Genomic DNA, 15,505 nt, shown 5'->3' on the forward strand with positions numbered 1-15,505 from the left:
AAGCACAATTTCTAAAGGTAGTTTAAGCTGCACCTTTAAATTTTATTATAGAAACAAAAAAAAGTGTGACAACGAGCATTACCAAAAGGAAAAGGAAAAAATAGTTTTTATGTTTCTGCCGTTCTTTCATAACTAAAATAAATCAATAGAACAAAAAATAATACTGGCAAATAGGGAAAATAGATAAGAAATTGAGTAAGAAAACATTTGTTTCTGTGAGTTGTGGTTCTTGAATCTGAGAATTGATATAGCGTACCAAATAAAGATGCAACCTGCAAAAATTGCCATGCTTAGATAAAGTAAAGCCTTTTTCAAGAATAGAGCTGGAAGCAAGCTAGTTAGCACCAGCAAGACACTATAAATTAATATATATTTTCTTGTTTTTTCCGGACCATAAACAATATTGAACATTGGAATCGATGCCTTTGCATAGTCTTCAGACTTATTTAAAGATAGGGCCCAAAAGTGTGGCGGAGTCCACATAAAAATTACTAAAAATAAAATGAAACTTTCCCAACTGACAGAATTAGTTACAGCTGCCCAGCCAATCATTGGAGGAAAAGCACCTGCTGCACCACCGATAACGATATTCTGCGGAGTACGCCTTTTTAGCCAAATTGTATATACGAAAACGTAAAATAATATGCTAACTGCAAGCAAAGCAGCAGAAATATAATTTACTGCTATTGCCATGATAAATACTGACAATATTCCAAGAGTTATACCAAATTCAAGCGCGCTTTCTGCAGAAACTCTACCTGAAGGTATAGGGCGGTTTTTTGTCCTTTCCATGAGCAGATCTATGTCTCTGTCATACCACATATTTATAGCACCTGCAGATCCTGAGCCAAGAGCAACACATATAAGAGATATTAGTACTAGAAAAGGGTGCATACTACCTGGTGCAGTAACCATACCAGCAACTGCAGTAAATACCACAAGATACATTATCCTTGGCTTCAGCAAACGCCAAAAATCCAGTATTGTTGATTCAACATTTAGCAAAACACTTGTGTACATTCTATTTTACCACTGGTGGTTTTTCGAAAGTATGAAAAGGCGGTGGTGAAGATACCGTCCATTCCAAGGTGTCACCTCCCCAAGGATTATCTCCAGCTTTCTTGCCCCATTTAAAAAGATGTATAACTATAAACACAAAAAACATAACTGAAACAAAGGACATATACGAACCAATTGAGGATATATAATTCCAAGGGATAAACGCATCAGGATAATCAGGTATACGCCTTGGCATACCAGCTAATCCTAAGAAATGTTGAGGTAAAAAAGTGATATTGGTGCTAATAAAAGTAAGCCAAAAGTGGATTTGACCTAAGCGCTCATTATATTGTTTACCCGACATTTTACCAATCCAATAATAAAAGCCAGCAAAAGCTCCAAATAATGCAGCAAGTGACATGACATAATGGAAGTGAGCAACAACATAATAGGTGTCGTGCAGGAGCTTATCTATTCCACCATGAGAAAGAATTATTCCCGTTATGCCACCGCCAACAAACATAAAAATAAAACCTAGTGCAAATAGCATAGGGGTCTTAAACTCAATTGCTCCGCCCCACATAGTTGCAATCCAACTAAAGACTTTTACACCAGTTATAACACCGATAAAAATTGTGGTGGTGCTAAAAAATGCAGCAGCGTCAGCACTAAGCCCAACAGTGAACATATGGTGAGCCCAAACCATAAAGCCAAATACTGCTATACCTATCATTGCATAAACCATCCCTATGTAACCAAATACAGGTCTGTGAGAAAAAGTTGATACAACCTGACTTATGATGCCAAATGCAGGAAAAATAATTACGTAAACTTCTGGATGACCAAAAAACCAAAATAAATGTTGAAATAACACAGGGTCACCACCACCTGCAGGATCAAAAAAGGAAGTACCAATATTGCGATCAGTAAGAAGCATAGTTATAGCACCGGCAAGCACTGGTAAGGCAACAATCAACATAAATGCTGTTAGCAAGACAGACCAAACAAACAGTGGCATCTTAGTTAATGACATTCCTTTTGTGCGCATGTTAAATATAGTAACTATAAAGTTGATCGCCCCAACAATTGACGACATACCAGCAACATGAAGTGCAAGTATAGCAATGTCAACTCCTGCACTTGGATGGGACATTACCTGTGATAAAGGTGGATATAAAGTCCAACCTGTACCTGGACCTTCACCAATAAACACTGAGAGAATGAGCAAAATAAAAGATGACACTAATAACCAGAAACTCAAATTATTCATACGAGGAAACGCCATATCTGGTGCGCCAATCATGAGAGGTACAAACCAGTTACCAAATCCTCCCATGAGGGCTGGCATTATCATAAAAAACACCATTATCAACGCATGCCCTGTAACCATTACGTTATATAATTGATAGTTATTGTTAAGTATATTAATGTGCATTAGCTGAGTGCGAATAATCACCGATAATAATCCACCAATAATTCCAGCTAATATGGAAAAAATAATGTACAGTGTCCCTATATCTTTATGATTGGTGGAAAACAACCAACGCTTTATGCCCTTTGGTACGTCACTCATATCTATACTCCAAATTTAACTCACTAATTTTCTATTTTCAATCCACTTATTAAAATCTTCTTTGCTTACTGCTTCAACAACAATTGGCATAAATCCATGGCCTTGACCACACAATTCGTAGCACTGCCCATAATAAACACCAGGCTTTTTGATATTAAACCACGCCTCATTCAGCCTACCTGGTATCGCATCAATTTTTACACCAAAAGCCGGTACTCCCCAACTGTGTATCACATCTCCTGCTGTAACTTGTAAACGAACGTTAGTATTAACGGGTAAAATGATGTTGTTATCAACAGAGAATAGCTTTAAATCTCCTTCGATAAAGTCTTCTTTTCCCTTAATATAACTATCAAATGACACACCTTGATATTCTGGATATTGGTAGCTCCAATACCATTGATGGCCAATAACTTTTAGTGTTATGTCAGCTTTCGGTATTTCTCCCTGTAGCTTCAGTAATTTAGCGTTTTCAAAGGCTAATATTCCAACAATGATAGTTGGTATAACAAACCAAATAATTTCTAAAGGAACACTATGGGTAGTTTTACTTATGTTTGTTACTTTGCTTTTACGAAAGCGAAACGCTATATAAGCAAGCAGCGCCCACACAAAAAGCATTATTGTAACCATCACAAGCATCACAAACGAATGTGACCTAACTACAGCCTCCATTACTTCAGTTGCAGGAGCAGGAAATCCAAATTGCCAGGAAGTAGGAGCAGAGGCAACAGATATATTTGAGTAAAATATTATCAATAGTGCAAATAACTTCACCATATCTTTTGTTTGTTTGCTATAAAACTAAGTGATATACTGTATAATAGTATATATAAACTTACTATGCAAATAGAGATTAGTGATGGTTAATAATTTTTTAGCATTCAACAAGTATAATAGTACAATACTAATTTGAGGAAAAAAGCATTTACATAAATCTATTGTAAGTAAAAGTATTATAATATTTTAAATTAAGTATTTACTTTAAGTAAATTCTATAATAAGTTTAATAGTGTCTGTTACTGCTAATAACCCTCTAGCCTCACACCTAAAAGCAGTAACAGACACTATTAAACTTTATGATAAGTTTATGATTTGCAAGATCAAAATCTTGCAAGTGTCTTTATTTCATTATACATTGCAGTTTGTTAATTAACTTTTAATGCCTATGGTAGCATTTACTGAACCAAAGGTTTGCGTATTATAGAAAATAATTACAAAAAAAACACACTATTTATATACCATACAAACTTTTTTCATTCTGCATAGCTGAGTTACTAGATTCTGTAAACGAAATCTTTAGAGAAGCCAAATGGGCAAAGTTTCATGAAGGTCTTTGGCATCTCTTAGCATAGATCCCTTACTTAACCGTCATACCGCGATTCATTCGCAGTATCTCAAAGCATAGATCCCGCTAACACGTGGCGGGATGACGATTGTCGTTTAGCCATAAACATTAAGAAATCTACCAAATAAAAAAAAAGGCAAAAGAAGCCCCGTGGTAGTTGGCTATTTACCATGTACTAAAATATCGGCGTTTTTTTTGACCTTACCCAGAAAAAGTGGAGAGAAAGTTTGGAATGTTTTTCACAAAGAGAATGATGAATCAAAATGCTCAGGAATGCAATAGTTAGATGTATGGTCCCAGAGTGTGATGGTGTGGATTTAGTATAAATAATTCTGGAGACTGTGTCCACTGATAACATATAAATTCATAAGGAGTAAGACCCTTAAGAGTTTTGAGTCTCTTTGCATAATTATAAGCCATAACAAAGTTATAAAGGTGTTCTTTAAGTTGCTGGTGCGATTGATAGTAATACTTCTTAACTGTAGCATCCTTTAAAGTTTTATTCATACGCTCGACTTGCCCATTCGTCCAAGGATGGCTAACTTTTGTCAAACGATGTTCAATAACATTCTCTTCGCAAACTCTATCAAATATATGTTGGAAAGCATACTTATGACGCTTCTGGTTTGTAAATTGTATACCGTTATCTGTCAAAATAGTATGGATTTTATACGGTAAAATTCTAATCAAATTACGTAAGAACTCAGCAGCTATGGGTTTTGTAGCACTGTTACACAACTCAACATAGGTAAATTTGGATGTCCTATCAATAGCAACAAACAAATGTAATTTGCCCTCCTCAGTTCTAACTTCAGCAATATCAATATGAAAGTAACCGATAGGATATTGTTTGAATTTCTTTTTTGACTTAACTTCTCCATCAACAGTTGGTAATCTGCTAATGTTGTGTCTTTGTAAACAACGATGCAAGCTAGAGCGAGTCAAATGCGGAATTGTAGACTGCAGAGCGTAAAGGCAATCATCTAGTGGCAGTAGTGTATACTTGCGAAATGTAACTATTATAGCTTCCTCTTCTAGCGTTAAAACAGTTGATCTTGGATGCTTTGGACCCATATCAGCATCTTTCGTAAATGAACGTTTTCTCCACTTAATAATAGTTTTTGGATTAAGGTTATAATGCTTGGAGAGTTTTGCTATGCTCTCTTTTCTATTTTGTATTGCTCTACGAATCGTCTGTGTTGTTTTGGCGCACCCATGTAATATCTGTCCCATAATGACTCCTTAAATGATGATGATAGTATACCATCACTCTCTGGGACCATACATCTTAGATCCAGGTGCTCATTAACTTTTTTATCGTAAATGCTCAAATTAAAAATTATTGATATTCTTGCTTTTTTTAATCTCTAATCCAGAATTCGGGTTAGCAGTGGTAGCCAAACTTCCCAAACCTGAAAAATTTGGCATCCATCTTTATAACAGCTCTCTTTCCTTAAAGCTGCAATATCCTTTGTCCGTCACAATAATGTGATCCTCTAGCTCAATTCCCACCCCTTGACATGCTGACACTAATTCTCTAGTCATAACTTTATCATCTTCTGATGGTTCTAAACTCCCTCCTGGATGGTTGTGAGCTAATATTATCGATGCTGCCTCCATTGATAATGCCTTTTTTACCACTTTCCTTTCAGATAGGTGCACCTCATCTATTGTACCAAAATACACTTCGTCTCTTATCAAACGGTACTGTGTATCCAAATATATTATCTGGACAGCTTCTTTTGCTGAAAAGCCTATACTTACCCTTACATATTCTATGAGCTTTTCTTGGCTATCCATTACAGGGCCTCTCTTTAACCCTTCTCTTAGTGCCCTCTTGTAGGCTTCTTTAACACATTCAATTGCTGCGGCTGCATGTTCAGTCATTCCGTCTATCATTTTCAGGTCATCGATTTCTCGCCCTAAAATTTCTCCTATTCCTGGGCAATTATCCATTAAAGTTTTAGTAACATTTTGTGCTTGCTTTCTGTCATGAACTGCTCCTAGAAGCACTGCCACTATTTCGCGATCAAATAGAGCACTTCCTCCTCCGCTTTGTAGTACTCTCTCTATTTCTTCTGTAAGTTTTTCACTATTATTCATAAAATATACTCCTCGTTAATAACAAATTGTTTTTAATTATTTACTGCTGTTTTTTATCAGCATTGGCATAAAGCCATAGCTTTCGAGTGAAGTCAAATCAATTTTTCAATCTTTTTTACTTATTTTTTCATTAAGAAGTTAAGATATTAGCAGATGCTTATTTTATCTAATTGAAAATTAATTCTTTATGTAAAAGAAGTTGTTACTATTTTAGAAATAACATCAGTAGAAAAACCTAACTTGAGTAAATTATTTGCAACTTTCATTCCCTCTATTTTATCAATCTTCTCTTTGTAAATTTGCTTTCTTTGCAATAAAAATTCTACCCATATATTTAGCTCATCTCGTGATTCTTGATTGTCAATTTTTCTATATTCCCTCGCCCAACTTAATAACTCATTTTCTGCTTCACCATCTTCATAATTATCTTCTTCCTTTATCAGATCTTCAGCATTCACTGATAATTCTTTTGCTATTTCCCATAACCTTTCACTTAAAAGAGTAACACTACCTTGTTCATAATGGTGTACCTGCGAGGGTCCTACATCTAGCTTTTTTGCTAATTCTTCTTGAGTATATCCCCTTATTATTCTCCACTTTTTTATCTCTTGTCCTCCGTTTGGCTCGTATCTCTCTTTATCGGCATATTCTTCAGTTGATAAGCCCGTTGCTCGATAGATAATCTCAGTATCAAACCCAGCTTTAACTAGATTCTTTGCAATTCTTATTCTTGCTGCTTTTATATTACTTTCTTCTTCAGCTCGGACAGATTTGGTTAATGCATAAATTGCTTTGTGTCCTCCTGTTTTTTCTATGAAATTATACATTTCTTGGGTCTTAGCTTTGTCAAAACAACTATCTTCTCTTAGCACCTTTCGTCTAGGAAAGAGATTTCTAATAGGGATTGATAACGCTTCAGCTATAACTTTTAGCTTTTCAGTTGGAATGCCACATGTTCCTTGCTCGTATCTTATCAGTGTATGATAGTTTATGCCTGCCTTGTTTGCTAAGTTTTTCAGAGTATATTTTTGTTTTAACCTCCAGCTCCTTACTTTTTGTGCTATCTGGTACCTTATCGAGATATTTGCCATAAATATTATACAGTTTAATACTACCAAATAAAGATATACAAAAGGGATGCTTCTTTCTATGTTTGAATTTTAGTTGAATATTTCTTCACAATTGTGTATAATTATCAATGCTTTTTAGGTTAATTCGTCATGGCTCTTTCTAAGTTTCTCGATCCCAAGAATGATATATCATTTAAGCGCATCTTTGGTACTGAAAAAAATAAGGATATTCTTATTCACTTCCTTAATGATATTCTCGGCTTTTCCGGAAAAAATGCAATACGGGATATAGAGTTTTTAAGTACTATTCAAGACCCTGATATTGCTTCTAAAAAACAAAGCATTGTTGATGTTCTTTGTAGAGATGAAAATGGGCTGCAAGTGATAGTTGAAATGCAGGTCGCTAAAACTAAAGGCTTTGAAAAACGTGCCCAATACTACGCTGCTAAAGCCTATTCAAGACAAGCGGATAAAGGTGATCAATACCATGACCTTAAGGAAATTATCTTTATTGCTATAGCAGATTGTATACTGTTTCCGGACAAGTCTGAGTATAAATCAAAGCATACTATTCGGGATGAAGATACTAATGAACACGATCTAAAAGATTTTTACTTCATATTTATTGAATTGCCAAAATTTCCAAAAACCAAAGAGGATCAGCTTTCAAATATAGTTGAAAAATGGATCTACTTCTTTAAATATGCAGATGAGACTAGTGAAGAAGAGCTGGAAAAAATAATAGGTAGTGATGTAATAATTAAAAAGGCCTATGAAGAGCTAAATAGATTTAACTGGTCAGAAAAAGAATTTATTGCCTATGAACAGGAAATAAAACGTATTCTTGATGAACAGGCTGTCCTCGCTCAAAAACTTGATGATGCTACTGAAAAAGGTAGAGAAGAAGGTAAAGAAGAAGGCATCCAAATCGGACATGAAAAAGGCAGAGCCGAAGGTATTCAAATTGGCTCGGAGAAGGGTGAAAAACAAGCTAAGATAACAGTTGCAAAGAATCTACTAAAAGCAGGTGTTTCTATTGATATTATAGCTCAAACTACTGGTCTTACAGCTGATGAAGTTAAAGACTTAAGCTGATTCTATCTTTTGACACCTAGATGAACATCTTTGTACTAGATGAAAACCCAGTAATTGCAGCACAAATGTTATGTGATAAGCATATAGTAAAAATGCCATTAGAAACTGCTCAGTTATTAAGTAATGTTTTTTCAATAGCATTAAAAGCGCCAAATCCTTTTGTCAGTACCACAGATCAGAATATAGCAGTTCCATATAAACTCACTCACAGCAATCATCCTTGTTCTTTGTGGGCTAGGCAATCGAAAGGGAACTTTTGTTGGTTGATAGAGTACGGAAAAGAATTATGTAAAGAGTACACTTGGCGATACAAAAGAAAGCATAAATCAGAAGAAGTAATAGATTGGTGTGATAGTAATAAGGATTTACTCATTTTTCGATCAGCTGATATGCAAGCTTTTATACAAGCACTGCCCGATCGGTATAAATGTACTAATCCTGTAAAAGCTTATAGGGAGTATTACCTACAGGAAAAGATGAGATTCGCTAAGTGGGAAAATGGAAGAGAAGCACCAGGTTGGATAGTAGGAAATCCGGGAACGTTCAAAGAAGTGTGTCAAACCACATTTTTAATTCAACTCAATTTTTAACCTACCAGGAAAAAAGATATCAAGTTGAGACATAGTTAAAGCCCAATTAGGCAAAGCTGTAGTCCATTTTTGCTCTACCTTTTTTATAGCACAATATACCTGTTTGTACAAGGCATTTGTACTAGTAAATGAGCCCTTAGTTTTAGTAAATTTCCTAATTTGTCTATGCAATCCCTCAATTGGATTGGTAGTGTAAATCAGCTTTCTAATACCAATTCTCATTGTTGTCCAGTCAAATAGGAAACATTGCAGAGTTGTTTAATTGTGGAGCTGGCAAGAGAAGTAATAAATTTGCACAAAGCACCCTCAAGTAGAGCAATTGTATCGTATATTTTATTGCGCAAAATGTTCTGTTTTATATATAACCAAAGCCTCTCAACAGGATTTAGCTCAGGTGAGTATGGAGGTAGGTATATAATGTCGATATTTTTAGGTACCTTTAAATTTTTTGACCTATGCCAACTAGCACAGTCCATAACGAGAAAAGCCTCTCGTGTTTCTAGATATTGCGAAATTTGCTCAAGAAATATGTTCATGCAATCAGTGTTGACATTTGGTGCAAATAAGCTAGAACTCTCTCCATTTCTAGGATTAACTGCACTATAGAGATAGAAATTTTGCCTACCTAATTTTGTTTTAACCTGTGTTCTAATCCCCTTTTTAAACCACCCATGTCCAACTTTTGAATGTGTGCCAAACCGTGATTCATCAAAGAAAAATAGCTCTTTTTCTGGATACTTGCTAATAGCTCCATTGAGATTTTTTTTTGAATTCCTCTTGTTTGCTTTTATCTTGTCCATTATGAACTGGTCTTGGTGTAATATATGAGAATTTCATCTTTTGCATATGGCGGTGTACTGTAGATTTGCTGATATTTAATCCGAACTTTTCCTGGATTCTTATTCTCATTTCTTTAATGGTGATATTAGGATTTTCTTCTATCCACTCTTCAATTTGCTGTAGTTGAGCCTGATTTAATTTAGTTTTTCTACGACGTTGTGAAGGAGCAAACAGTTTTTCTTCTCTGCCAATTTTCAAGAGTTTTACCCACGAAGTTAGTGCGCTTCTTGAAATGCAATATATTTTTGCTACAGCCGTTATACTGTACTTTTTTGCTGCAATTACAGCATTTAGTTTTTTTGAAACATATGCATTATTCCTTACTTTCTTCAGCATTTCTTTTGCTGATTCTACTACTTTTTCATCCAATAATTTTGATCTTAATGCCATTTAAACCTCGCTATTTTACTTACTTCAGTATGGCTTTTCTTCCATCATTGTCCATCTGTTTGCCCTGTAATGGGAATTGGTATAAGAGGTTGTCCGGAAACTAGTAAATTCAAGCATATTCCCTCTTTAACATAACCCTACTCATAGCTAGGTATATGAAATTCTCAGTGGATGTTGTGAGTAAATCATACTCCTTCGATAGCCTTCTATTCCTATTAACCCAAGCAAAAGTCCTTTCTACAACCCATCTTCTTGGCTGTACTTTAAACCCTTGTTCTCTTGTTGGTAGTAGCTCAGGTGGCGTATCTTTGTGCACCCAAAATCTACATGGAGGCCTTGTAACAATTTCAATATCTATGTCATATTCTTCCTTTATGTGATTCTTTAAATTTCTTCCTTGGTATCCCATGTCAGCCCACATTTTTTTAACTTTAGTATATTTTGTTCTCATATTGTTTAATGCTATTTTAATACCATCTCTATCATTTTCGTTAGCAGCGCCTACGTAACAACCTAGTATAAAACCCTGAGTGTCTGTAATTATATGCCTTTTTCTACCCTTTACTTTTTTACTTCCATCATAGCCTTTGATCCCCCCTTTTCTGTAGTCTTTACAGATTGACTATCTACTATACAGGCACTCGGCTGCTCATTCCTTCCTATTTTTCTTCTACTATATTTTGTAATTTCATAATTCATTTTCTCAAAAATTCCCTGCTTCTTCCATTGCCTGAACTGCTCATACACAGTCTTCCATAGCGGAAAATCATTTGGTAAATACCGCCATTGACACCCTGTACGCAATACATAGAAAATTGCTTCTAATATTTCTCTTTTGCTATACTTTGGCGGCCTTCCTCCTTTCTTGTATGATACTCTGAAGTGTTTTTCTATTCTTGCCCATTCCCTTTCGCTTAGATCTGTTGGATACTTTTTTCTCATCTTTACCCCGTACTAAAATTTCAGATATTATAGCCTTTTACTTGTTTCCGGACAACCTCTTAGATGATAAAATGGCAGACATTACTGTTTGTGATCCTCCATATAACGTTGATTACGGTAGCAGTCAGGAAAGAGAAGATAAAAAAATACTAAACGATAATCAAGGTGAAAGGTACGAACTTTTTCTCTATGATATTTGCACTCATATTTTAGCATACACCAAAGGTGCAATTTACATCTGCGTATCATCATCAGAGTTTTCGACGTTGCAAAAAGCATTTGAAGAAGCAGGTGGTCGTTGGTCGACATTTATCATTTGGGCAAAGAGTCATTTTACACTAGGCAGATCTGATTATCAAAGACAATACGAAGCAATGCTCTACGGTTGGAAAAATGGCAATAAACGTGAGTGGCATGGCGGTAGAAATCAAAGTGATCTGTGGTTTTATGATAAGCCAACACATAACTCATTACATCCAACGATGAAGCCAGTAGAGCTAATGGAGAGAGCAATAGTAAACAGCAGCAGATCAGGAGACATAGTACTTGATCCATTTAGTGGTTCTGGTAGCACATTGATTGCATGTGAGAGAACAGGAAGAATTTGCAGAACAATAGAGCTAGATTCAAAGTTTGTAGATGTAACGATAAAACGTTGGCAAGTATACACGGGAAGAGATGCCATTTTAGCCGGTACTGGTAAAACCTTTTCAGAGACTCAAGAAGAAAATTCGTAAAAAATAGGCAAAAAAGAGAGAAGAAAAAAAAAGTGAAAAAAATAACACAAACAGAATGGGCAAGAGAGATAGGAGTATCAAAGCAATATGTCTGTTATTTAGTAAAGAAAGGGATAGTTGAGTTGGAGGATGGTTTGATCAATAGAGAACAAGCAAATGAAGCAGTAGCGGCAATAAGAGATCCAAGTCAGCCACTTAGGAGGAAAAATCCAGAAAACGAAAATACAAGTAACCTTTCCACGATGTTGCTAAAAACTCGAATAAAAAATGAAATGGAACGAGGTAAACTTCTTGAGGCGAAAGCTAAGGCTGAGATTGGTGAACTTGTAGCAGTAGAGGAAGTAAAGCGCGATGCATTTAATGTAGCAAGAGTTGTACGTAATAATTTGCTTAATATTCCAAATAGAGTTTCAGCACTGCTTGCATCACTGAGTGACACTGAAAAGATTCATATGGCGCTAACCGAAGAGATTACAAACTCATTACAAGAATTATCTAATATTAAGTTTTAAATAATGTCTGCTAACTTAAGTTTAGAATTAATAAAGTGTCTTATTAATCAACCAGGAGTGGATGTAAATGTTAGAGGATTAAATGGGAAAACCCCACTACATTATGCAGTAGAAATTAACGAGCTTAGTATGGTTGCTCTCTTACTAAATAGGAAAAATATTAATCCACTGATCACTGATGATAATGGTAAAAGTGCCCTGGATTGTGCAAGAGAAGAGATATTACAAGCACTAATCAATCACAAATATGGATTGGAGAAAGATAGCTTACTTCACTTAGCTGCGATGTTGAATGAAGCAAATGCTGTAAGGTTTTTACTCGACAAAGGGACTAATGTTAATGAGCAGAATGCTTTACTACATACACCGTTACACTTAGCGGCAGGAGCTGGGCATGAACAAATAGTAGAAATTTTAATTAGAGAAGGAAATGCGGACAAAGATGTTCTTGATGCGAGAAATCATGCAGCAATTCATTATGCAGTAAACAACAAGAAGCTAGGAGTAGTAAAATTACTTTCAAATCTTGGTGCGAATGTTAATGTAGTTGGCAGCGGCAGAAATGCAATGAAATTATCTTCTTTGCACGTAGCTATAAGTAGTAGTAATTACGACGAAAGGGACTTATGTTTAGATATTGTAAGATGCTTAATAAATGTTCCTAATGCTGGGGTTAACTTACAAGATTATGAAAATAAAACGCCACTACATTATGCTGAAAGGCTGAAAACAATAGAAGTTTTACTAACGCGAGAAGATATAGATCCTTTAATTAAGGATGATAATGGCAAGACACCATTTTGTTATGCAAAAGAAGCAAATAGATTAGATATAGTAAAGATTTTAGCAAGTAATAGATACGGAGCTGATAAAAACAGTTTGCTTCATTTAGCTGCCAGAAAAGGATATGAAGACCTAATAGACGGTATTCTTGGTGAAGGAGTTGAAATAGATGCTGTAGATGAGAGTGGAAAAACGGGAATTTATGTTGCTGTAAAGCATGGTCACTTTAACGTAGTAAAGTTGTTGCTAAAGAGAGGAGCAGATGCCACGGATGTTTTTCAGTATGCAATAATAACGAACAACGCAAAATTAATAAAATTACTGAGCAAAGAGAAGGAAATAGTGTTATTTGGAAGACAGAAGAACTTTCCAACATTTCATTTATTGAGCAATAAATATTTTGAAGAAAGGAAAATAGCAGACAAAAAAATAAAGAAATATATCAATATCGTCTGTGTTTCTATAACAGTATGTGCAATAGTGATAGTGGGAATTTACCCTAACATTATAGCTGCGGTAATGGTGGGAATAGTTGCGCTCATAGCTGCAATAGCAATGAGTAATTTAACTCAGAAGTACATAGAAGAAGCACTTGAAAAGAAAATGTTTATTGAACTTGAAAGTGAGAAAACAAGTGAGTGCAGTTCTATTTTAAGTGATGTTGAGGTATCATCTAATGATGGTGAAGAGCTAGCGATATGATATATGCTACATCTTTTTCTGAAGGTTTAAAGCCAGATCCACTACTTAAAGTGTCAGAGTGGGCGAATGAGTATCGAGTTTTAGCGCCAACTGCAGCATCAGAGCCAGGTAAATGGAGAACAGAAAGAACTCCTTATTTAAAAGAAATCATGGATTCACTTTCTCCGTCCTCACCAGCAGAAAAAGTAGTATTCATGAAAGGAGCGCAGATTGGAGGAACAGAAGCTGGTAACAATTGGATAGGCTATATTATAGATCAGACTCCTGGTCCAATGTTAGTTGTGCAGCCAACAGTTGAAATGGGAAAGCGTTGGTCGAAGGGAAGATTTGCACCGTTAATAGAGAGTACGCCATGTTTAAAAAATAAAGTAAAAGACCCAAGGTCAAGAGATTCGGGCAATACTGTGCAAAGTAAGGAATTTCCAGGTGGAATAGTAGTAATAACCGGAGCAAATAGCAGTGTAGCACTGAGATCTATGCCAGTAAAATATCTCTTTCTTGATGAAATAGATGCCTACCCAGGAGATTCAGGAGGAGAAGGAGATCCAGTACTGCTTAGTATTGCTCGAACTAATACATTTGCACAGCGAAAGATTTTTTTAGTATCAACACCAACAATTCATGGAATAAGCAGAATTGAGAAAGAATTTGAAGCAACAGATAAGAGATACTTTTTTGTTCCATGTCCGCATTGTAATTACTATCAAGTTTTAAAATGGTCACAAATAAAATGGGAAAACAATGACTCAAGAACAGCACATTATGTCTGTACTGAATGTAGCGGCAAAATAGAAAATCATCAAAAGACAGAGATGCTTGAGCGTGGAGAATGGAGACCTACTAATAGAGTAAAAGGTGAGAAAAAAGGATTTCATCTTTCAAGTCTTTATAGTCCAGTTGGTTGGTATAGTTGGCAACAAGCAGTAGAGGACTTTCTCCATGCAAAGGAAAGTGAACAATTACTGAAAGTTTGGATAAATACCACTTTAGGAGAAACTTGGGTAGATAAAGGAGAAGTACCAGACTGGAAGCAATTATTTAACAGGAGAGAATTTTTTCAGATTGGCACAGTACCAAAAGGCGAAGTAGTTCTCACAGCAGGTGTTGATGTCCAAAAAGATCGTTTAGAAGTAGAAGTTGTAGCATGGGGAAAAAGCCGTGAAAGTTGGTCAATAGACTACCGAGTATTTGAAGGTGATACTGGAGGAGGAGAAGTATGGGGAAAGCTTTCAGAGTTACTCAATCATCATTTTATCGGTGAAAATGATCTTGAATATATGATAAGTATGATGGCAGTAGATGCTGGATATGCAACGCAAGAAGTATACAACTGGGTAAGAGGTCATCAAGGATCTGGAAGAGTAATGGCAGTCAAAGGTGTAAATAAAGCCCTAGTGCCACTGAGCAGCCCAAGTAGAGTAGATATAACAGTCGGTGGTCAAAAGCTAAAGAGAGGAATAAAGCTCTGGCCAGTGGGAGTATCGATTTTAAAGTCAGAACTTTTTCAATTACTTAATGTTTTAAAGGACGGTGAAGAAGCTCCAGCAGGATACTGTCATTTTCCCGAGTATGCGCCTGAATATTTTAAGCAGTTAACGGCAGAGCAATTAGTCAGCAAAGTGGTGAAAGGATACACCAAACAAGAGTGGCAAAAGGTAAGAGAAAGAAATGAAGTACTAGATTGCCGAGTTTACGCAAGAGCAGCATCTATTGCACTTGGGATTGATCGTTGGCCAGAGAGTAAATGGGAAAATTTAGCAGATAAAAAAGCTAAAAGGGTAAAAAAAGTAAGAAGAAGTCAATGGTTGAATGAGAAGTAAA

General features: G+C 35.7%; 13 protein-coding genes and 2 pseudogenes. 6 read left to right on the forward strand and 9 right to left on the reverse strand.

From position 1 onward, the window contains the following. Positions 1-132 precede the first annotated feature (132 nt). The 6 genes from AAGD74_RS04825 to AAGD74_RS04850 all read right to left on the reverse strand — a co-directional run bounded on the left by AAGD74_RS04825 (position 133) and on the right by AAGD74_RS04850 (position 7,114). Positions 133-1,020: a heme o synthase gene (locus AAGD74_RS04825; RefSeq protein ID WP_077188168.1), complete on the reverse strand. Its 888-nt coding sequence runs from the start codon at positions 1,018-1,020 to the stop codon at positions 133-135. 1 nt (position 1,021) lies between these two features. Continuing rightward, positions 1,022-2,572 (reverse strand): cytochrome c oxidase subunit I, encoded by a 1,551-nt coding sequence (gene ctaD / locus AAGD74_RS04830; protein ID WP_236514833.1) that lies wholly within the window; start codon positions 2,570-2,572, stop codon positions 1,022-1,024. A 15-nt stretch (positions 2,573-2,587) separates the two neighbouring features. Next, entirely contained in the window at positions 2,588-3,352 is a 765-nt protein-coding gene (coxB, locus tag AAGD74_RS04835; protein ID WP_338482201.1) for a cytochrome c oxidase subunit II, read from the reverse strand. Between the two features lie 850 nt (positions 3,353-4,202). Further along, positions 4,203-5,153, reverse strand: a complete 951-nt coding sequence (locus AAGD74_RS04840; protein ID WP_338482200.1) for an IS481 family transposase — start codon at positions 5,151-5,153, stop codon at positions 4,203-4,205. Positions 5,154-5,354: 201 nt separating this feature from the next. Beyond that, complete coding sequence (locus AAGD74_RS04845) at positions 5,355-6,023, reverse strand: RadC family protein (protein ID WP_341810531.1); 669 nt, start codon at positions 6,021-6,023, stop codon at positions 5,355-5,357. A 185-nt stretch (positions 6,024-6,208) separates the two neighbouring features. Beyond that, positions 6,209-7,114 carry a helix-turn-helix transcriptional regulator gene (locus tag AAGD74_RS04850; RefSeq protein ID WP_341810570.1) on the reverse strand — a complete coding sequence of 302 codons (906 nt, stop codon included), beginning with the start codon at positions 7,112-7,114 and terminating at the stop codon, positions 6,209-6,211. A gap of 129 nt (positions 7,115-7,243) precedes the next feature. On the opposite strand from AAGD74_RS04850, the gene AAGD74_RS04855 reads away from it, so the two are divergent. Further along, positions 7,244-8,188, forward strand: a complete 945-nt coding sequence (locus AAGD74_RS04855) for an Rpn family recombination-promoting nuclease/putative transposase (protein ID WP_338482349.1) — start codon at positions 7,244-7,246, stop codon at positions 8,186-8,188. A gap of 20 nt (positions 8,189-8,208) precedes the next feature. After that, entirely contained in the window at positions 8,209-8,778 is a 570-nt protein-coding gene (locus tag AAGD74_RS04860; RefSeq protein WP_338482350.1) for a pyrimidine dimer DNA glycosylase/endonuclease V, read from the forward strand. Here the strand turns inward: AAGD74_RS04860 and AAGD74_RS04865 are convergent. The 3 genes and pseudogenes from AAGD74_RS04865 to AAGD74_RS04875 all read right to left on the reverse strand — a co-directional run. Then, positions 8,758-8,988, reverse strand: a pseudogene (locus AAGD74_RS04865) (transposase); the annotation flags it as partial. The gene AAGD74_RS04860 and the pseudogene AAGD74_RS04865 overlap by 21 nt on opposite strands. A gap of 8 nt (positions 8,989-8,996) precedes the next feature. Beyond that, positions 8,997-10,008 (reverse strand): IS630 family transposase gene (locus AAGD74_RS04870; protein WP_265029767.1). Its coding sequence is split into 2 segments (ribosomal slippage): positions 8,997-9,545 and positions 9,547-10,008, totalling 1,011 coding nucleotides; the frame shifts between segments, so codons are not numbered across the junction. A 109-nt stretch (positions 10,009-10,117) separates the two neighbouring features. Next, a protein-coding gene (locus tag AAGD74_RS04875) for an IS5-like element ISWpi1 family transposase (RefSeq protein WP_236514306.1) occupies positions 10,118-10,950 on the reverse strand; the annotation gives its coding sequence in 2 pieces (ribosomal slippage) (positions 10,118-10,581 and positions 10,581-10,950; 834 coding nt in all). A 56-nt stretch (positions 10,951-11,006) separates the two neighbouring features. Between AAGD74_RS04875 and AAGD74_RS04880 the strand changes: the two are divergent. The 4 genes and pseudogenes from AAGD74_RS04880 to AAGD74_RS04895 form a co-directional block, all read left to right on the forward strand. Beyond that, a pseudogene (locus tag AAGD74_RS04880) lies at positions 11,007-11,687 on the forward strand (DNA-methyltransferase); the annotation flags it as partial. Between the two features lie 32 nt (positions 11,688-11,719). Continuing rightward, entirely contained in the window at positions 11,720-12,199 is a 480-nt protein-coding gene (locus AAGD74_RS04885; protein ID WP_264378236.1) for a hypothetical protein, read from the forward strand. 3 nt (positions 12,200-12,202) lie between these two features. Continuing rightward, the gene (locus AAGD74_RS04890; RefSeq protein WP_010082188.1) at positions 12,203-13,684 is read left to right on the forward strand and encodes an ankyrin repeat domain-containing protein; all 1,482 of its coding nucleotides are present in this window, start codon (positions 12,203-12,205) and stop codon (positions 13,682-13,684) included. Beyond that, positions 13,681-15,504 (forward strand): phage terminase large subunit family protein, encoded by a 1,824-nt coding sequence (locus AAGD74_RS04895; RefSeq protein WP_341810571.1) that lies wholly within the window; start codon positions 13,681-13,683, stop codon positions 15,502-15,504. The genes AAGD74_RS04890 and AAGD74_RS04895 overlap by 4 nt, the downstream gene beginning before the upstream one ends. Position 15,505 lies beyond the last annotated feature (1 nt).

The organism is Wolbachia endosymbiont (group A) of Campoletis raptor (assembly GCF_964026755.1).
GTDB lineage: Bacteria > Pseudomonadota > Alphaproteobacteria > Rickettsiales > Anaplasmataceae > Wolbachia > Wolbachia pipientis.